16 protein-coding genes and 1 tRNA gene are annotated in these 19,054 nt (G+C 62.5%); 15 read left to right on the forward strand and 2 right to left on the reverse strand.

All coding sequences use genetic code 11. The annotated features are described in order from the left end of the window. Nucleotides 1-289 precede the first annotated feature (289 nt). Both BMOU_RS08070 and BMOU_RS08075 read left to right on the forward strand, forming a co-directional pair. The gene (locus BMOU_RS08070) at nt 290-1,084 is read left to right on the forward strand and encodes an ABC transporter ATP-binding protein (RefSeq protein WP_162848716.1); all 795 of its coding nucleotides are present in this window, start codon (nt 290-292) and stop codon (nt 1,082-1,084) included. Next, complete coding sequence (locus BMOU_RS08075; RefSeq protein WP_034876544.1) at nt 1,081-2,589, forward strand: FtsX-like permease family protein; 1,509 nt, start codon at nt 1,081-1,083, stop codon at nt 2,587-2,589. Before BMOU_RS08070 ends, BMOU_RS08075 begins: the two co-directional genes overlap by 4 nt. A 51-nt stretch (nt 2,590-2,640) precedes the next feature. Here the strand turns inward: BMOU_RS08075 and BMOU_RS08080 are convergent, their stop codons facing one another. Further along, nucleotides 2,641-3,585, reverse strand: a complete 945-nt coding sequence (locus BMOU_RS08080; protein ID WP_034876545.1) for an AEC family transporter — start codon at nt 3,583-3,585, stop codon at nt 2,641-2,643. Between the two features lie 141 nt (nt 3,586-3,726). Here BMOU_RS08080 and dapE point away from each other — a divergent pair, with 141 nt between their 5' ends. From dapE to rplA, 12 genes are all read left to right on the forward strand, one after another. Then, the gene (gene dapE / locus BMOU_RS08085) at nt 3,727-4,932 is read left to right on the forward strand and encodes a succinyl-diaminopimelate desuccinylase (protein ID WP_171001983.1); all 1,206 of its coding nucleotides are present in this window, start codon (nt 3,727-3,729) and stop codon (nt 4,930-4,932) included. 337 nt (nt 4,933-5,269) lie between these two features. Beyond that, on the forward strand, nt 5,270-8,074 hold the full coding sequence (locus BMOU_RS08090; RefSeq protein ID WP_034876547.1) for an Rne/Rng family ribonuclease: 2,805 nt from the start codon (nt 5,270-5,272) through the stop codon (nt 8,072-8,074). A 144-nt stretch (nt 8,075-8,218) separates the two neighbouring features. Further along, nucleotides 8,219-8,527: a 50S ribosomal protein L21 gene (rplU, locus tag BMOU_RS08095; RefSeq protein ID WP_034876548.1), complete on the forward strand. Its 309-nt coding sequence runs from the start codon at nt 8,219-8,221 to the stop codon at nt 8,525-8,527. Between the two features lie 40 nt (nt 8,528-8,567). Beyond that, the gene (rpmA, locus tag BMOU_RS08100) at nt 8,568-8,819 is read left to right on the forward strand and encodes a 50S ribosomal protein L27 (protein WP_003807757.1); all 252 of its coding nucleotides are present in this window, start codon (nt 8,568-8,570) and stop codon (nt 8,817-8,819) included. A gap of 98 nt (nt 8,820-8,917) precedes the next feature. Further along, nucleotides 8,918-10,606 carry a GTPase ObgE gene (gene obgE, locus BMOU_RS08105; protein WP_034876549.1) on the forward strand — a complete coding sequence of 563 codons (1,689 nt, stop codon included), beginning with the start codon at nt 8,918-8,920 and terminating at the stop codon, nt 10,604-10,606. A 93-nt stretch (nt 10,607-10,699) separates the two neighbouring features. After that, nucleotides 10,700-11,833 (forward strand): glutamate 5-kinase, encoded by a 1,134-nt coding sequence (proB, locus tag BMOU_RS08110; protein WP_034876551.1) that lies wholly within the window; start codon nt 10,700-10,702, stop codon nt 11,831-11,833. Nucleotides 11,834-11,932: 99 nt separating this feature from the next. Next, a complete protein-coding gene (locus BMOU_RS08115; protein ID WP_171001994.1) occupies nt 11,933-13,141 on the forward strand; it encodes a pyridoxal phosphate-dependent aminotransferase in 1,209 nt (402 codons plus the stop codon). A gap of 235 nt (nt 13,142-13,376) precedes the next feature. Then, nucleotides 13,377-13,452, forward strand: a tRNA-Trp gene (locus tag BMOU_RS08120). A 33-nt stretch (nt 13,453-13,485) separates the two neighbouring features. Beyond that, on the forward strand, nt 13,486-13,713 hold the full coding sequence (secE, locus tag BMOU_RS08125) for a preprotein translocase subunit SecE (RefSeq protein ID WP_034876555.1): 228 nt from the start codon (nt 13,486-13,488) through the stop codon (nt 13,711-13,713). Nucleotides 13,714-13,736: 23 nt separating this feature from the next. After that, nucleotides 13,737-14,567 (forward strand): transcription termination/antitermination protein NusG, encoded by an 831-nt coding sequence (gene nusG, locus BMOU_RS08130; RefSeq protein WP_034876557.1) that lies wholly within the window; start codon nt 13,737-13,739, stop codon nt 14,565-14,567. Nucleotides 14,568-14,860: 293 nt separating this feature from the next. Then, on the forward strand, nt 14,861-15,292 hold the full coding sequence (gene rplK, locus BMOU_RS08135) for a 50S ribosomal protein L11 (RefSeq protein ID WP_012901861.1): 432 nt from the start codon (nt 14,861-14,863) through the stop codon (nt 15,290-15,292). A gap of 14 nt (nt 15,293-15,306) precedes the next feature. Continuing rightward, entirely contained in the window at nt 15,307-15,999 is a 693-nt protein-coding gene (gene rplA / locus BMOU_RS08140) for a 50S ribosomal protein L1 (protein ID WP_034876561.1), read from the forward strand. A 98-nt stretch (nt 16,000-16,097) separates the two neighbouring features. On the opposite strand, the gene BMOU_RS08145 is transcribed toward rplA, so the two are convergent. Then, nucleotides 16,098-16,877, reverse strand: a complete 780-nt coding sequence (locus BMOU_RS08145; RefSeq protein ID WP_034876567.1) for a PucR family transcriptional regulator — start codon at nt 16,875-16,877, stop codon at nt 16,098-16,100. A 92-nt stretch (nt 16,878-16,969) separates the two neighbouring features. Between BMOU_RS08145 and BMOU_RS08150 the strand changes: the two genes are divergently transcribed. Then, nucleotides 16,970-19,033, forward strand: coding sequence for a DUF6020 family protein (locus BMOU_RS08150; protein WP_034876568.1), 2,064 nt, complete (start codon nt 16,970-16,972; stop codon nt 19,031-19,033). Nucleotides 19,034-19,054 lie beyond the last annotated feature (21 nt).

Here is a 19,054-nt window from a genome sequence, read left to right on the forward strand (position 1 = left end):
ATTCAGTGGTTAGAAGCGGCAATCATATGCCCCTTTTCCATGGATTGACATGCACGATTCGTGAGCATGGCCGTTTCGCTAAATCGTGCACGTCTGCACCACTCGCATCGACCGTACTGATGACGACGATATCGATGGCAACGACCGCGGCATGACGGCAAGAGGATGGCCGAGGTGCCGATCATGCATGCCCCTAATCCCTGCGGATGATGGCGGCCGGAAGATTCATCCCGCCGCCGGATAGCCGGAACGATGCGGTTTCCGTAGCGTAGGAGACATGGAAACAGCAATGAATCATGTCGTACTTCAGGCATCCGATCTGGTCATGGACTACGCGGTCCAACCAGGCGCGGCTCCCGCCATGCATATGCTGGCGCTCAATCACGTGAACTTCGCCATCCAGGCCGGCGAAAGCATCGCGGTCATGGGCCCGTCCGGCTCCGGAAAGTCGACCCTGCTGCACGCACTGGCGGGCATCATCAAGCCGACCTCCGGAAGCGTGAGCTTCCGTGGCACCGATCTGGCACGACTGTCCGATGCGGACCGCACCAAGCTACGCCGCAACGTTTTCGGATTCGTGTTCCAGTCAGGCCAGTTGCTACCGGAATTACCGGCCGTCGAAAACATCGCCCTGCCGATGATGCTCGGCGGCGCACGATACCAGCAGGCCACCGATGCGGCCATGTTGTGGCTGGAACGCCTGGGATTGCGCCAACTCGCCGCCCAACGCCCCGGTGAGATGAGCGGCGGTCAGATGCAGCGCGTCTCCATCGCCCGCGCGCTCGCCGTGCAGCCGGCCGTCGTCTTCGCCGACGAACCGACCGGCGCGCTCGACCAGAACACCGGTCGCGACATCATGGGCATCCTCATGGACGCCTCCCGCGCCAACGGAGCGGCAGTGATCGTGGTGACACACGATCCGAACGTGGCCGGTTTCTGCGATCGCACGCTCATCATGCGCGACGGACGACTGTACGACAACGGGCAGGATATGCGGCAGGCGGCCCCGCGCATTCCCGACGTGCAATGGCCCCGACCGGTCGCAGGCACGTACGGCAATCCACCGCAGGGAGGCGCGCGATGAACACGTTCTCACTCTGGCGGTTGTTCCATCGCCCCGGTATGCGCGGCACCGCCGGACACACCTCGATACTGGCAGTGGTCGCCTTCGCCGCCGCTACCACGATCTTCCTCACCGTGCTCGGTGGCGTACATGGCTTCATCTGGCGAGCCTCGGCCGACCACACCATCGGCTGCATGATCAATCCCGGCCCGGGCAGTTGCGCGCCCGGCACGTATGAAGCCTGGTCGAAAGCCATGGAGGCGGGCAACAAACTCATGATGCACGGCAACGGCCATTGGACCGCCGAACAGTCCGCCGCCGTCATGAACACCTATGGCAATGGTTACGTACTGTTGGCCGGATTCGCCTGCATGCTGCTCATCGTACCGTTTGTGGCGCTCGCCGGCTCGGCCGCCCGTCTGGCCGCCTCCCGCAGGGACGCCCGTCTGGCCGCACTGCGTCTGGCCGGCGCCACCACCGCGCAGGTCACGAAGCTGACCGCGCTTGACGCGGCGGGCCAGGCCCTGCTCGGCGCGCTCATCGGCATTCTCGGTTATTTCGCAATGATGCCGCTGATCATGCTGTTCAACTTTCAGAACAGGCATTTCACCTTTGAGCAGCTGTGGGTCGGCTCGTTGACCCTGATCGCCGTGATCGCGGGCGTTACGGTATTGGCGCTGGCCTCATCCCTGATCACCCTGCGCCGTGTCACCATCACCCCGCTTGGCGTGATGCAGCGTGCTTCACAGCCGTTACCGACCAGGTGGCGTGTGTTGATCTTCGTGGTCGTCATGGCGGTCGCGTACCTGGTGCTGAGCAATCTGCAGTCGTTCGCCCGTTTCGGTGAGGGAACGGCCTACGCGGTGGTGTTCGGCTTCATCTTCCTATGCTTCGCCTTGGTGAATCTTGTGGGCACATGGGTGGTGACGTTCCGCGCCAAATCGCGTGCCCGTCGGCCGAAAGACGCAGCGACCATGATTGCCATGCGCCGTATTCTCGATAATCCCAAGCGCGCCTGGCGCAACGTGTCCGGTGTGGCGTTGGCGGTGTTCATCGCCGGCATCACCTCGGTGTGCGGCTTGGTCGCCAGCGGCATCGGCGGCAATGCCGACCCGCTCGACCCAAGCATGCTGTACATGCGTGACATCAGCACCGGCGGATTCCTGACGCTCGCCTTCGCGGCCGTGCTCGCCGCCGTCAGTTCGGGAGTGATGCAGGCCGGCAGCGTCTACGATCAGGTCGGCGAATACCGCATGCTTGCCTTGGAGGGCACCGACGAGGCCACGCTCGATAAGGCGCGCATGATGGAGGTGATCACGCCGCTTAACACGGTAGTGGCCGTCTCCGGCGGGTGCTCGCTGCTGCTGTTGTTCCCGATCCTGGCGATGGCACTGTTCAGGCCGGCCACGCTGGTTACGTTGATCGCCGGAATCGCCTTGTGCTACGCCCTGATCGCCGTGGGCGCCATCGCCGCCAACCATGTGGCCCACACCCTCAACCTCGCCGACTATCGCGCCGACGATTGAGTACGGCCTGACGTGGCGGCATGCGCATCTCCCGTCTTTCGCCCATAGCGATCAGCTGAGCAGGGCGGCGATGATCGCGATGAAAATCGGCGAGGTGAGCGTCGAGAAAAGAATGCCGTCGCGTGCGAAGGAAAGGCCCACGTTGTAGCGCGCCGCATAGTTGTAGACGTTCTGGCCGGTCGGCAGTGCGGCGAGCACCACGCAGGCATACAGCGTGGGACCGCGGAATCCCATCACAAAGTAGCTCAGCAGGAATGCGATGCCCGGCATCACGACGTTCTTCAGCACCGCCACCGTGAACGTCGCGGGAATGTCCGCCTTCTCCTGCAATGGCTTCGTGCCATGCAGCGACATGCCGAACGCCATCAGAATCATCGGCACCGCGGAATTGCCGATCATGTTGATTGGGTCGAAAATGCAGCCGGGCACTATGAAATGGCCGACTTTCGCGGAAATCGCGGAGACGGCGATACCCAGCAGCGAACCGATGAGCAGCGGCTGGTGCAGCGGCTGCCTGAGAATCTCCCTGGCGGAGACCTTGCCTTTCGTGGTCACGTCGAGCACGGTCAGGCCGACCGGCGTGAACACGGCCTGCTGCATGACCAGGATCGGCGCCACAAGCGCCGGATTGCCGAGGATGTAGGTGGCGATCGGCAGGCCGATGTTGTTCGAGTTGAGGTACAGCGAGTTCAGTGCGCCGATGGTCGCGTCCGCCGGCTTCATATGGAAGAACAGGCGGTTGAGAATCAGGAAGACGGCCCCGACGAGCATGGCGGAAAAGAACGCGACGATGATGGAGGAGTGGAAGATCTCGAAGATCTTTTCCTTCGAGAGGATCGCGAACATCAGGCACGGGCTGGACACGAAGAAGCTGAAGCGGTTGAGCACCATCTGCGCGGTCGGCCCGCCGATGCGCAACCGTGCGGCCACGTAGCCGGTGCTGATGACGATGCCGATGACGCAAAAGCCTTCCATCGCGCTTAACAGACCCGGCATGCGCTCGTCCTTTCCTTGCTTCCCGTCTCGATCAGGCCGCCAATCGAGCCAACCATCAGTGTGGCACCATGCGGGTGCGATTCGCCGGTTCATCTCAAAAGCAGTGCTCCGATGCCGGTATATCGGCCGGTCTGTCGGATAATGAGACGCATGAGTGAACTTGAAATCGGATTCGACCCTTCCGCCGGCAAGCAGGCCGCACTGAACGTGCTGATGGAGCAGATCATGAACAGCTATTCGGTCAGCGATGACGAGGGTCCGTTGACCGATGCCGTCGAGAGGTTCCTGAAGCGGCAGCCGCACCTGACCGTGCGTCGTCATGGCGATACGCTGGTCGCCTCCACGTATTTCGGTCGTGCGCAGCGGGTGATTCTCGCCGGACATCTTGACACGGTGCCGGTAATCGACAATTTCCCGCCGAAATGGCTGGAACCGGGAGATCCGCTGATTCGCGAGGATGTGGCCGCCGGGCATGAGGGCGAGCGTGTGATCTGGGGCCGCGGCGCCACCGACATGAAGGGTTCCGACGCGGTGATGCTATATCTGGCCGCCACGTTGACGGAAGCCGGATATGACCTGACGTACGTTTTCTATGACCATGAGGAGGTCGCTGCCGAAAAGAACGGACTGCGCAAAGTGGTCGAGGCGCATCCCGATTGGATCACCGGCGATTTCGCGATCATCGGCGAACCGACCGATTGCGGCATCGAAGGCGGTTGCAATGGCACCATGCGTTTCGACGTGATCACGCATGGCGTGGCCGCGCATTCGGCGCGCGCCTGGATGGGCGAGAACGCCATCCACAAGGCGGCTGAAATCCTGAACCGCCTGAACGCGTATGAGAATCGCGCCATCGAGGTGGACGGCCTGACCTACCAGGAAGGGCTGAACGCCACGCTGATCTCCGGTGGCAAGGGGACCAACGTGATTCCCGACGAATGCCGCGTGCATGTGAACTACCGGTTTGCGCCCGACAAGACCCTCGCCGAGGCGAAGGCGCTGATGATCGGTGCCGATGCGGGCGCCGAGCTCGGCAACGGCGAGCATATGGCCACCGGTGGCGTGTTCGCGGGCTTCGGCATTGAGATGAAGGACGAGTCGCCTTCGGCGAGACCCGGGCTGAGCTCTCCGCTGGCCGCTTCGCTGGTGGGTCTTGTCAAGGAGCGCACCGGCCGTGACCCGCTCGCCAAACTCGGTTGGACGGATGTGGCACGCTTCGCCATCCTCGGCATTCCGGCGGTGAACCTCGGCGCCGGCAGCCCTCTGCTCGCCCACAAGCATGACGAGCAGCTGCCCGAATCCGATCTGACGCTTATGGCCGACCTACTCGAAGACTGGCTGCGCTGACCACGTGCGCGTTCCGCCCGGCGGAGGGGACGCGCACGCAATCCGGCGGGGCCCCGTACCGGTTCCATCGCCGGAGGGAGGGTGAATGTGGAAAACTTCCCGTTATGTCACGTCCCGTTGTTTTTTGTGTCATACTTATAGACGGTGGTTCTGCAAGCCACCGAAGCATCCGATGGCGTTGATCCCCTCGCGTGAGATTCCTTTTTCGTCCGCGAGCGCCGGTGTCCGCCGTCGCATGATGAAGACTTTTGACGGAAGTTGCTTCCTACGGGCGCCAAGATGCGCGGTCACGGTGAGAGCGTGACGTGAGAACCGTATGAGGCCGTGTAAGCAGGCGATGCGATTGCAGCGTGTCGCAAGGAGCATAGTGCCCAGTAATACCAATGAGGGCTTCGATGAGGTCGAAGCCGTAGTGTCAGCAAATGTGGATCCCGCCGTTTCGACTCCGCGTCGCCGTCGTGGCGGCCGCCGTGTGGTGCGTGGCGTCGGGGCTGCGGGTGCTTCGCTTGAGCTGAAGGTCGAGGAGCATGCCCCGGCCCTGTTGTTCGAGGAGCCGAAGCTGCCGGAGGCCCAGTCGCAGGACGGGTCCGCCGATTCGGGGAACGAGGCCGAACCGGCGCGTCCGGTTCGCCGCCGCCGTCGTGCCGCGGACGTCGAGGATGAACCCGAGTCCCGTCCGGCTCGTCGTCGACGTGCGGATGATGACGATGATCGTGATGATTACGAGGCTCCGCGCCGTCGCCGTCGTGCCGCGGATGATGAGGATGACGACGATCGTCCGGTCCGCCGCACGCGCGGCCGCCGTCGCGCCTCCGCCGACGTGGAGTTCCATGACTCGCGTGGTGGGTATGGCGATCGTGACGGTCATGATGAGGAATCGACCGACGAGCGTGCGCTGGATGCCGTTGAGATGCTGCCGGAGGGCCATGCGCCGCGTCGTGGTTCGCGTCCGATGACGTCGTTGCTGTTCCAGGAGCCGGTGTTGCCCGTCGTCTCCGCCTCTCGCGAGGAAGCGGATTCGGATGATTCCGGCGATGCGGATGAGGCCGTGGATTCCCAGGAGGAGCGTTCGCCGCGCCGCCGTCGCCGCCGTTCCCGCGATGCCGAGCAGGACGAGCGGAACCGCCGCGATGAGGGCAATCGCACTGATCGCAATGACGTTTCGGAGGATGAGGAGGAGGGTTCGTCCCATCGCTCCCGCCGTTCGCGTCGTCTGAACGCACAGGAACGTCGTGCTGCGGCGGAGGTCGAGCAGATCGAAGAGGATCTGGTGCTGGATGGCATCACCTACGCTCCGATCGACGACGAATCGCGCAATGGCAAGGATGACGATGACGAGACTCCGACGCGCACCCGCCGTCGCCGCCGTTCGCGGGGCAATCACGATGAGACCGACGAGCAGCAGGGCTCGGACGGGCAGTCGGGCACGCGCCGTCGTGGCCGTGATGAGGATGACGACGAGGAGGGTTCCGTCACCCGTCGCCGTCGCCGCCGCCGTGGTGGGGCGAAGTCCGAGGAGGCCGAGGAGCCGCTGGTCCGCCGTTCCCGCAAGCAGCAGTACATCGACGAGATCACCGATGTGGAAGGCTCCACGCGCCTTGAGGCCAAGAAGCAGCGTCGTCGCGACAACCGTCGTGAGCGTAGCCGTCAGAGCCAGCTCATGGAGCAGGATTTCCTGGCACGTCGCGAGCATGTGGACCGTCTGATGGTGGTGCGTGAGCGTGAGCGCCATACGCAGATCTCCGTGATCGAGGACAACGTGCTGGTGGAGCATTACGTCTCCGACATTCAGGAGGTCGCGACCGTTGGCAACATCTATCTCGGCCGCGTGCAGAACGTGCTGCCGAGCATGGAGGCCGCGTTCGTCGACATCGGCCAGGCCCGCAACGGCGTGTTGTACGCCGGCGAGGTGAACTGGGACTCCGCCCGCCTGGAGGGCCAGCCGCGCCGCATCGAACTTGCGTTCAAGTCGGGTGATCCGGTGCTGGTGCAGGTGACCAAGGATCCGATCGGGCATAAGGGCGCGCGCCTGACCTCGCAGGTCACGCTGGCCGGCCGTTTCCTGGTGCTCGTGCCGTCCGGCGGCATGACCGGCGTGAGCCGCAAGCTCAGCGAGCGTGAACGTTCCCGTCTCAAGGGCATCGTTTCGAAGATCGCTCCGAAGGATATGGGCGTGATCATCCGCACCGCGGCCGAAGGCGCTTCCGAGGAGGCCATCACCAAGGATCTGGAAAACCTGGTCCGTCAGTGGGAGCGCATCAGCGCCAAGCGCGACGAGTTCCTGCACGGCAAGCGTCCGAAACTGCTGCAGGGCGAGCCGGATGTGGCCATCCGCGTGGTACGTGACATCTTCAATGACGATTTCGGCAAGATGATCGTCGAGGGCGACCGTGTGTACGGCCGTATCGAGGAATATCTCGACACCATGGCCCCCGATCTGAAGGACAAGCTCGAGAAGTGGGATCCGGCCGAGCATGAGGGCAAGGACGTGTTCGACAAGTGGCAGATCGACTCCCAGCTCAGGAAGGGCATGGAGCGCCAGGTCTACCTGCCGTCCGGTGGCTCGATCGTGATCGACCGTACCGAGGCCATGACCACCATCGACGTGAATACGGGCCGCTTCATCGGTCGCGGCAAGAGCCTTGAGGAGACGGTCACGCGCTGCAACCTCGAGGCGTCCGAGGAGATCGCGCGCCAGCTGCGTCTGCGTGACATCGGCGGCATGGTGATGATCGACTTCGTCGACATGGTCATGCCGGCCAACCGTGATCTGGTGCTGCGCAGGCTGGTCGAATGCCTGGCCCGCGACCGCACCAAGCATCAGGTGGCTGAGGTCACCTCGCTGGGCCTGGTGCAGATGACCCGAAAGCGCATCGGCCAGGGACTGGTCGAGGCGTTCTCCGAGGAATGCCCGACCTGCAAGGGCCGTGGCTTCATCCTTCACGATGAGCCGACCGTGTCCGCCGATTACGACGACCCATATGCCTTGAAGGGCGGCGATCCGTTCGTCAAGACCAACAAGCATGGGCATGGAACGGATGTGCAGGTGCCGAAGGGTTCCTCGCCGGACGTGAAGGCCAAACTCGCGCAGATCGCAGCGGCCGCCGTGGCCGCGAATAATGCGGAAGTGGGCGAAGAATAAGTGATTACGCCGGTATGTCAACCTGACACGCCGGGGGCGGACTTGCGGTTGTACGCGGGTCTGTGTAAATTAGATTGCTGGTGTCTGGCCGCGAGGCTCGAACGTGCCGGGCAGTAAGCTTTCCAAGTCAATAAAGGAACGGATATGTACGCGATTGTGAAGGCCGGCGGCCATCAGGAAAAGGTCGAGGTCGGTGACGTCATCCTCGTCAACCGTCTCAAGGCTCAGAAGGGCGAAACCGTGGAGTTCCCGGTTGCCCTCGTTGTGGATGGCGCCAACGTCATCCTCGGTGCCAAGGATCTCGCCAAGCTCAGCGTCAAGGCTGAGGTCGTCAACGACGAGGCCAAGGGCCCGAAGATCAACATCATGAAGTACAAGAACAAGACCGGCGTTGCTCGTCGCAAGGGCCATCGCCAGCAGCTGACCGCTGTCAAGATCACGGCTATCGCCTGATTGCCGCAGAGGTTGGAGTCAAGGACCGAAAGGAACAGACATGGCACATAAGAAGGGCGCTTCCAGCTCGCGCAACGGTCGCGATTCAAACGCGCAATACCTCGGTGTGAAGAAGTTCGGCGGCGAAGCCGTCGTGGCCGGCAACATCATCGTTCGTCAGCGTGGCACCAAGTTCCACCCGGGCGAGAACGTCGGCATGGGCAAGGACCACACCCTGTTCGCCCTCAAGGACGGCAGCGTGAAGTTCGGCGTGCGCCGTGACCGCAAGGTCGTCGACGTGATTGCCGCCTGAGATACGCGCAATTAACGCTTTAGGAAGCCGCGCCCGTGTGGACGCGGCTTTTCTTTTTCCTTGCCAACCCTGTCCCGCGCAACAACGAAAGTAGATACATGAGTGATTTTGTCGATCGCGTGACCGTCCATGTCAAGGGCGGCGACGGCGGCAACGGTTCCGCCGGCATCCGTAGGGAAAAGTACAAGCCGTTGGCAGGCCCGAACGGCGGCAACGGCGGCGACGGCGGTTCCGTGATCTTTCTGGCCGACCAGAACGCCAACAGCTTGCTTGACTATCGTTTCATGCCACATCGTGAGGCGGGCAGCGGCACCATGGGCCTGGGCGACACGAAGGACGGTTCCAAGGGGGCCGACCTGATTCTGCCCGTGCCCGTAGGCACCGTGATCTTCGAGGCCAAGGGCCCGCAGGGCGCACGCAAGCATCCGGGTGAGCAGCTCGCCGATCTGCGGCACGTGGGCGACCGGTATGTGGCCGCCGCGGGCGGTAACGGCGGACTTGGCAACGCGGCGCTGGCCAATCGCACCCGTCGCGCCCCGGGCTTCGCGCTGCTGGGCGAGCCGGGTGAGGAGCGCGACGTGATCCTGGAGCTCAAGTCCATCGCCGACGTGGCGCTCGTAGGCTTCCCGTCCGCAGGCAAATCCAGCCTCATCGCCGCGATGAGCTCCGCCAAACCGAAGATCGCCGACTATCCGTTCACCACACTGGTGCCGAATCTCGGCGTGGTCATGGCCGGCGACTCGCGCTACACCATCGCCGACGTGCCCGGTCTGATTCCGGGCGCCTCACAAGGCAAGGGCCTTGGCCTGGAATTTCTACGCCACATCGAGCGTACGGAAATCATCGCGCATGTCATCGATTGCGCAACGCTTGAACCTGACCGCGACCCGATGAGCGACTACCGCGCGCTGGAACATGAGTTGGCCGAATACGCCGACAAACTGGAACTGCCGTTGGGGGCGATTCCGATTCCGGAACGTCCACGCATCGTCATCCTCAACAAGGTCGACATGCCGGAAGCCAAGGAATTGGCCGAATTCGTCAAGCCGGAATTCGAAGCGCTTGGGCTGAAGGTCTTCATCATCTCCACCGCCTCGCACGAAGGTCTGAAGGAGCTCAACTGGGCTTTGGCCGCTCTGGTGGCCGACATGCGTAAGGAAGTCGCCAAACGCGAGCAGGTCGAGGAAGAGGCCCGTGTGGTCATCAAGCCGCTTGAGGAGCCGAAGAACCGCCGCCGCCGTAATGACGAAGGCGGCAACGCCCTCGAATTCACCGTTGAGCGTAAGGAATCCGGCAACGGCGATGTCTGGTACGAAGTGCTCGGCGCCAAGCCGGAACGTTGGGTCATGCAGACCAACTTCGACAATGACGAGGCCGTGGGCTACCTCGCCGACCGCCTAGCCAGGCTGGGTGTGGAGGACGAGCTGCGCCGCAAGGGCGCCAAGCCAGGTGATGAGGTACGCATCGGCCGAGGCGATCGTGCGGTGGAATTCGACTGGGATCCGACCATTGCGGCCGGTGCCGAAATGCTTGATGGCGCGCAACTGGGCGCCCGGGGCGTGGATCTGCGACTGCAGGAGAACGGTCGGACGCAGCGTCGTACGAACTCCGAACGCCGCCGTCAATACCATGAGATGATGGACGCCCGCCAGGCGGTGCGCGAGGCCATGATGGCCGAACGCGCGGCCGGCCACTGGGCCGACCCGTCCGTGGATGACGACCGTCACGACGAGAACAGCCTGTTCGGACGCGGCGAGTCCGTCGACACGGACGACGAGGAGAAGTAAGGCGGCCGACGAAGCCCGCTGATGTGCCGATGGCATGTTGGCGGGCTTTTCAATGGTTTTCAGGGAGCCGGACCGAACGCCGGGAGGGATTTTATGAACACGCCATCGCAGACGCAGGTGCGCAGAGCCATCGCAGAGGCACAGACCATCGTGGTGAAAGTGGGATCCAGTTCGTTGACCGAACCGAGCGGCCACCTCGATCCGGAACGGTTGAACGCCCTGGTGGCGGCCTTGGCACGGGTGCGGCTGATGGGAGGGCGCGTGGTACTTGTCTCCTCCGGCGCCATCGCCGCCGGTTTCGGCTCGTTGGGTTTCGATGCACGTCCGACCGACGTGGCGGACCAGCAGGCCTGCGCGGCTGTGGGGCAAGGACTCCTGATGGCGCAATACGAGGCGGCCTTCGCACAATATGGTCTGCGTGTCGGGCAGATCCTCATCACCGTCTCCGACACAATCGCCCCGCAGCAGTACCGCAATGTGCGCCGAACGCTGGAACGGCTGCTCGACCTGGGCGCGGTGCCGATCATCAACGAAAACGATTCCCTGGCCTCCAACGAGATCCGTTTCGGTGACAACGACAGGCTCTCCGCGTTGATCGCCAATATCGTGGTCGCTGACGCTCTGGTGCTGCTCACCGATGTGGATGCGCTGTACACCGCACCACCGAATGAGCCGGGGTCAAGGCGCATCGCGTATGTGCCGAATGTGGAGACCGCCCTGGAAAGGGTGCAGGTCGGCGGCACCGGCTCGAACGTCGGCACCGGTGGCATGGTCACCAAAATGGAGGCCGCGCGTGTGGCCGCGGTGTCGGGTATTCCGTCCGTGCTCACCTGCGCCGCGAACGCCGGGCCTGCCATGATGGGCGATCCGGTGGGCACCGCATTCGCGCCGATTCACGACCGTGGGTCCTCACGCCGGCTGTGGATCGGCTTCGCGGCCCATCCATTCGGCACGTTGGTGGCTGATGCGGGTGCCGCGGCCGCCGTGCGTGGGGGAGCGGCCAGTCTGCTCGCCGCAGGCGTGGTGGAGGTCAAAGGCGAGTTCGCCGCCGGAGACGCCGTATGGATCGACGACGAGGCCGGCAACCATCTGGCCAAAGGGCTGGCGGGCTTCGATTCCGAAGAGATTCCGCAGATGCTCGGCCGCAATACGGCCCAGCTCAGGCGATTCCTCGGCGAGGAATATGCCCACCCGCTGGTGCATCGCGACAACCTGGTCCTGGTCTGATGCCGGTTCCCACCGGACGCATCGTTACGGCCCTTCCCATAACGTGTGTCGCGGGGGTTTCGTTTTTCGTGTGGCGGGTCTAGCATGACAAGCATGACTATGGCTGACTGGCAGACTCTTTCCGACCGTATCAATCACGTGGCTCCGAGCGCTACCCTGGCCGTCGATTCCAAGGCAAAGGCAATGAAGGCCGCCGGAGTCGACGTCATCGGGTTCGGTGCAGGCGAACCGAACTTCCCGACTCCCGCACCGATCGTCGCGGCCGCGGCCGCCGCGGTGCGCGATCCCAGGAACTACCGCTACACGCCGACCGCAGGCTTGCCGGAACTACGTGAGGCGATCGCCGGCAAGGTGTTGCGCGACTCCGGTTACGAGGTCGACCCGAGCCAGGTCGTCGTGACCAACGGTGGCAAGCAGGCCGTCTACGAATCCTTCCAGATTCTGCTCAACGAGGGCGACGAGGTCATCATCCCGACCCCGTACTGGACCAGCTATCCGGAAGCCGTGAAGCTGGCCGGCGGCGTGCCGGTCGAGGTGTTCGCCGGCGCCGATTGCAACTTCGAACCGGACATCGACGCCATCGAAGCGGCACGTACCGAGCGTACCAAGGCCATCATCGTGACCACGCCGAACAATCCGACGGGTGCCGTATGGAAGCCGGAGACCGTCAAGGCCATCGGCGAATGGGCCGTGGAGCATCATGTGTGGGTCATCGCCGACGAGATCTACGAACATCTCAACTACGACGATGCGAAGACCACGTACATCGGCGCCGCGGTGCCGGCCGTGCGCGACCAGCTGCTTGTGCTCAATGGCGTGGCCAAGACCTATGCCATGCCGGGCTGGCGCGTCGGCTGGATGGTCGCCCCGGCGGAGGTGGCCAAGGCCGCTTCCAAGCTGCAGGGCCACATGACCTCCAACGTGAACAACATCTCCCAGCGTGCCGCCATCGAAGCCGTTTCCGGTCCACTTGACGCCGTCTATGACATGCGTGCCGCCTTCGACAAGCGCCGCCGGACCATCGTGGCCGCGTTGAACGACATCGAAGGCGTGCACTGCCCGACCCCGACGGGCGCATTCTATGCGTTCGCCGATGTGACCGCCTTGCTGAACAGGCCGATCGGTCCGAACGAGACCGTGTTCGCCAACACCTCCGAACTGGCTGCGGCCCTGCTCGACGAAGGCCATGTCGCCGCCGTGCCGGGTGAGGCGTTCGGAGCCCCCGGCTATCTGCGATTCTCCTATGCCTTGGCCGACAACGACCTCATTGAAGGCATGAAGCGCATGAAGGCATGGACGCAGGCGTGAAGCGCACAGCCCGGCATCGCGCCGACTGAACATATGGATTCGCATCTCGGTGACATGCCGGGGTGCGAATCTTTTTCCGTTGGAAAATGGCGGTTTTGCGACTGTAGATGGAAAAACGATTGGACGAAGTCGCAATTACCCGCTACTATTTCAACTTGGCGGTTTTGCCGCTTACTTCTTGCGCGGTTTTTCGCACAAAATCCTCGCCAGCAAGTAGAAACGGCAGAGTACACCTAGGGAAGTGGCGCAATTGGTAGCGCAACGGTCTCCAAAACCGTAGGTTGTGGGTTCGAGTCCCGCCTTCCCTGCCAAGCTTCTTACGACAAGCCAAGCGGAGGATCATAATGGCGAAGGCAAGCAAACGCGAAAAGGCCGTCAAGCCGAATATCTTCATGCGCATTGGTTTGTTCATCAAACAGATCATCGACGAACTCCGCAAGGTAGTGACCCCGACCAGCAAAGAGCTGTTCTTCTGGGCCCTCGCCGTGTTTATCTTCGTGCTGTTCCTGATGGCACTGGTCACCGGCATGGACTTCGGTCTGGGCAAACTCACGTTGTGGATCTTCGGCTGACAGACACGTGAAGGTGAAAGTGCATGACTGACGAAGTGATTTTCGACAACCTCGACGAGGCTCCCGAGGCTACCGAAGAGGCCGTGGCCGCCGTTGAGGCGTTGCCGGAGACCGAGGCGGCGGAGGCTGCCGGGGAACCGGCCGCCGAGGAGGACGCCGAGCAGGTCGAAGCCGAAACCTCTGCCGATGCCGTCGCTGAATCCGAGCAGGATGCGGAATCCGAACAGGATGAGCAGGATGCCGGCACCAAGGCGGTCGAGGAGTTCTCGAAGAATCTGCGCACCCTTGAAGGCAAGTGGTACGTGCTGCACACCTATTCCGGCTACGAGAAGCGCGTGAAGACCAACGTCGAGTCCCGTGTGGCCAGTTTCGGTTTGGAAGACAAGATCTTCCAGATTGAGGTGCCGATGGAAGAGGTCGAGAAGCACACCGAAAAGGGCAAGAAGGTCATCACCCGCGTGCGCGTTCCCGGCTATGTGCTGATTCGCATGCTTCCGGACGAGAACGCCCGCCGCATCGTACGCGAGACCGAAGGCGTCACCGGCTTCGTCGGCCCCACCAAGGAGCCCGCGCCGTTGTCGCGCAAGGAAGTCGTGTCCATGATGGCCCCGATGATCGCCTCCGAAGCGCTCAAGAAGGCCGGTGATAAGCCGGCCGCGGCCAAGAAGCGCACCCTCGAGGTCTCCTACGCCGTCGGCGATCAGGTCACCGTCACCGATGGCCCGTTCACCACCATGGCCGCCGTCGTCTCCGACGTGGAACCGACCACCCAGAAGCTCACCGTGCTCGTGTCCATTTTCGGCCGCGATACGCCGGTGGAGCTTGGCTTCAACCAGGTCGAGAAACTCGCCTGAGATTCCGTTGCGGAGCGCTTTTCCGCATTGTGAGTGTTCAGGAATGAATCCCTAGGGATCCGAAACTTCAAGCCCCGCGGCAATGCGGGGCTTTTGCGTATGCTTCCGTGCGTTCGCGCAATGTCGTGACGGGCATGCATAATAGGAAAGCTTGTGTCTGGAGGGTTTCGTATGCCCGAAACGAGCTCGGAACCCGCTAGCACAGCACAGCAATATACGTTGCGGAAGGAACCGGTTGCGGGAAGCCAATTCCGGTGCCGTTAACACCGCTTCATAGAAAGAAGAACCATACAATGGCTCCTAAGAAGAAAGTCTCGGCGCTGATCAAGCTCCAGATTCAGGCTGGCAAGGCCAATCCGGCCCCGCCGCTGGGTCCGGCTCTGGGCTCCCATGGCGTGAACATCATGGACTTCTGCAAGGCATACAATGCCCAGACGCAGGACAAGATGGGTCAGGTCATCCCTGTTGAGATCACCGTCTACGAAGATCGTTCCTTCACCTTCATCCTGAAGACCCCGCCGGCGGCAGCCCTGCTGAAGAAGGCCGCGGGCATCCAGAAGGGTACCGAGAACCCGCTGACCCACAAGGTCGGCTCCGTCACCAAGGCTCAGGTCCGTGAGATCGCCGAAATCAAGATGGCCGATCTGTCTGCACGCGACGTCGAAGCCGGCATGAAGATCATCGAGGGCACCGCCCGCTCGATGGGTATCACGGTTACCGACTGAGAGGAGAAGGACAAATGGTAAAGCGTTCCAAGAAGTATCGCGAAGCGGCTGAAAAGATCGATCGCAACAACCTTTACACCGCCAACGAAGCCATCGCTCTCCTCAAGAGCATGCCGGAGTTCAAGTTCGACCAGACCGTTGAGGCCGTGCTGCGCCTGAACGTGGATCCGCGTAAGGCCGACCAGCTGGTCCGTGGTTCCGTGAATCTGCCGAACGGCACCGGTAAGACCGCCAAAGTCCTCGTGTTCGCCCGTGGCCCGAAGGCCACCGAGGCTCTCGAGGCCGGCGCCGACATCGTCGGCGACGACGATCTCGTCGAGAAGGTCGCCGGCGGCTTCCTTGACTTCGATTCCGTCGTGGCCACCCCGGACATGATGGGCAAGGTCGGCCGTCTCGGCCGCGTGCTCGGTCCGCGTGGCCTGATGCCGAACCCGAAGACCGGCACCGTGACCATGGACGTCACCAAGGCCATCAAGGACATCAAGGGCGGCAAGGTCGACTTCCGCGTCGACAAGAACGGCAACCTGAGCTTCCTCATCGGCAAGCTCTCCTTCACCGAGCAGGCTCTGGAAGAGAACTTCAAGGCCATTGCCGACGAAGTCAAGCGTCTGAAGCCGTCCACCGTGAAGGGTCGCTATGTCACCAAGGCGACCATCACCTCCACGATGAACCCGGGCGTTCCGGTCGATCCGGCGATTCTCGCCTGATCGCACGCCTGGCTGCAGCCAACGACTGACGGGACCCGCCCTGCCGATTCGGTAGGGCGGGTCCCGTCATATGCGAGCACATAGGCGTCACACGCGTTTCATCGCTCGCGCATGCGGCCGATGGCGAGTGCGGTGGTGAGCACATAGGCGTCGCGTGGATCGGTGGCATCCCAGCCGGTGGTCTCCGCGGCCCGCCTCAGACGGTAGCGCACCGTATTCGGATGCACGTTGAGTTCCTTGGCGGTATTCTCCAGCGAACTGCCATACCTGAGAAATGTGGAGACGGTCAGATAGGTCGGATCATCGGGATTGTCGCCGCGTAGCACCCGATATACGTTCCGATACAGCTCTTCACGGGCATAGTCATCGCCCAGCAACGCGCGTTCCGGCAGCAGTTCGTCCGCACGGAGCGGGCGCGACTGCGTGGACAGGGCCGGGGCCGCCTGCAGCGAGAAGAGCGTCTCCCGCAGGGCGTGCGAAGCGCCGGCGACGCCGGAACGTACCGGACTCAGATATACGGGGTCGGTTTCGGCAAGCGCCGGCATCACCGCAGTGCAGGTGACTTCCGCAGTGGCGGCACCGATCTGCCGTACCAGTATCAGCAGAAAATTGCCGTATGTGCCGACGATCGCGTTCTCGCCGCCCAAGTCGCGCACGGCTTTGCGGGCGGCCAACGATGCGGCCATCGGATTGGATGCCGGCACGCCGCCGATGGCGAAGCAATCGAACGCGCCACGCCATGCAAGCACATTCAGCAAGGAGGTGACGCGGTCGTCGGCGATACCGCTCATCAGGCATTCGAATGCGAGACGTTCGATGGTGGAGTCGTCGGTATGACCTGCCAGCAGGTCAAGGATGTCAGCCTGATCGGAATTCATACTCGTCAAGTCTAGTCTGTGCCGCCACGAATCGCGGCGGGTGGCGCGAAGCGAACTACGGGTGTACCGCGCATTCGGGCCATGACGGTAATATGCCGGATATGACCGAAGTGCGAAAAACCAGGAGCCATGGCGAACGGCTCTCCGGCGTGTGCCGCTGGACGCTGGCCGTGCTGGCATGTCTTTGGCTGGCATGGTGCTGTGCCATTGGGCCGCTGTATTGGTACAACGTGGGATTGGACGGCTTCGGCTGGACCAACATGCTGATTCTGGCGCTTTCCTTCGCCGTGTTTTTCGCCATCGTCGTGGGGTTGGTCAGATTCGGACTGGGTCGGCACGTGCTGCCGCGATATTTCATACGACGGCACGAACGGTTGCGTGAGGAGGTCGAAGGCACGCCGACCACCATCCTCGGCATTCTGCTGAAGCATGTGCACCATGCCGCGTATAGCCGTCCGGGACGCGCCGTGCATGCCGTGATCATCTGGATCGGGCGCAAGCTGATACGTTGCACCGACTGTTGGTGGAAGCTCATGCTGGTGTTCGTGATCGGCTGGCTGTGGATTCCGACCACATTGCTGGCCGCGTATGGCGCCGACATCCGCTCGCAGATCCGTGAATTCAGCTGGGCCTGGAATCAGTGGACCGGACTCAAACAGCCGTACATCGGTTTCTTCTCGTTCGTGCCGATGGACATCTACCCGACCGCGCACTACATGTGGCCCGCGAACCCGACCTACCTGACCGACCAGCACAACATCGTGCTGACGGTGTTCTACGGTGCCGTGGCCATGATCTCCCGCTACTTCACCGATTCCAATGATGCGGGCATCGTGGTGCTGGCGGCGCTGCAGTGGCTGTTCGCCGCCTTCTGCTGTGCCGCCACCGCAAATCGTTTCTTCAACCTGCCCTGGCGCAGACTCGGCGTCGGATCCTTCGATTTCTCCCATCCGGAACGGCATGACTGTTGGATCCAGCGTGATTTCATGCATCCGGAAGCCGGCATGGTCGCACGTCCTTCCCGTCTGCGTGCCGGGGCGAAGACGCGCTTCGCGGTGCTGCTGTTCTTCATGGTGTGCCCGCTGGCCGTGTTCTCCACGATCTCACTGACCAAGTCGCCGTTGTTCGCCTTCGCGTTCGTATGGTGGTTCGGCGTGTGGTACGAGCTGCATATGACGCATATCAAGGCGTTGCCGACCATCAACGGCAAGCCGACGCGCCTGCGCAAGCGTTCCATGCTCGCATTCTTCATGTCGAGCGTGGTGATGCTGATCAGCGCGAAATACGCCTGGTACATCATCGCGCTGGCGCTGATCCTGGCGTTGTTGAATGACCGCAAGCGCTGGAAAACCTATCTGGTCACCCTATTGCTACCGACGGTCATCATCCACGGCGGCATCGTATTCCTTGCGGATTCCGGCGCGATCATCAGCGGCGACCCCATCGAGAGCCGGGGCATCCAGCTGCAGCAGATCGCGCGCGTGGCGAAGTACAATCCCCAAGGCATTCCGGAGGACGCGGCCAAGAAACTCGAGCCGGTCTTCAACCTCGACCAGATGGCCGACGCCTATTACCAGCAGGACGCCGATCCGGTGAAATCCTCCGGCATCCAATCCAAGAAGGTGAGCTATAAGTGGCGCACCGTCACCAAAGAAGACATGGAGAACTTCAACAAGGCATGGTGGGAGATCGTCAAGGCGAATCCGGTGATCGCACTTGACGCCTTTTTCGCCGAATGCTTCGGCTATTTCGATGTGGCCGACCTGCCATACGTATCGATGGATTACTACGTGAACAACGATTATGTGCAGGAAGATAACGACTGGATTCACCTGTACAACCACGAATGGCGCGACAAGGTGGCCGGTTTCGCCAAGAAATGGGGAAAGATACCGGTGCTTGGCTGGTTGACGCACGGGAATCTGTATGTGACGTTGACCCTGCTGATCGGCGCGGCCGAGGTGGTGCTGCGCCGATGGCGCTCGCTGTCGTGGCACTTGCCATTGCTGTTGCTCATGGGCGTGATGATCACCGCGCCGGCGAACAACTTCGAGCGTCACATGCTGCCCGTCGTCCTCGTGTTCGGATTCCTCTGCCTGCAGTTCTGGCGCGAATCGCGTCGCCAACGGCATGCGGCGGTATCAGTCGGCTCCTGATGGTCCTTGAGGGGGTACTGG

Source organism: Bifidobacterium moukalabense DSM 27321, from assembly GCF_000522505.1.
Classification (GTDB): Bacteria; Actinomycetota; Actinomycetes; order Actinomycetales; family Bifidobacteriaceae; genus Bifidobacterium; species Bifidobacterium moukalabense.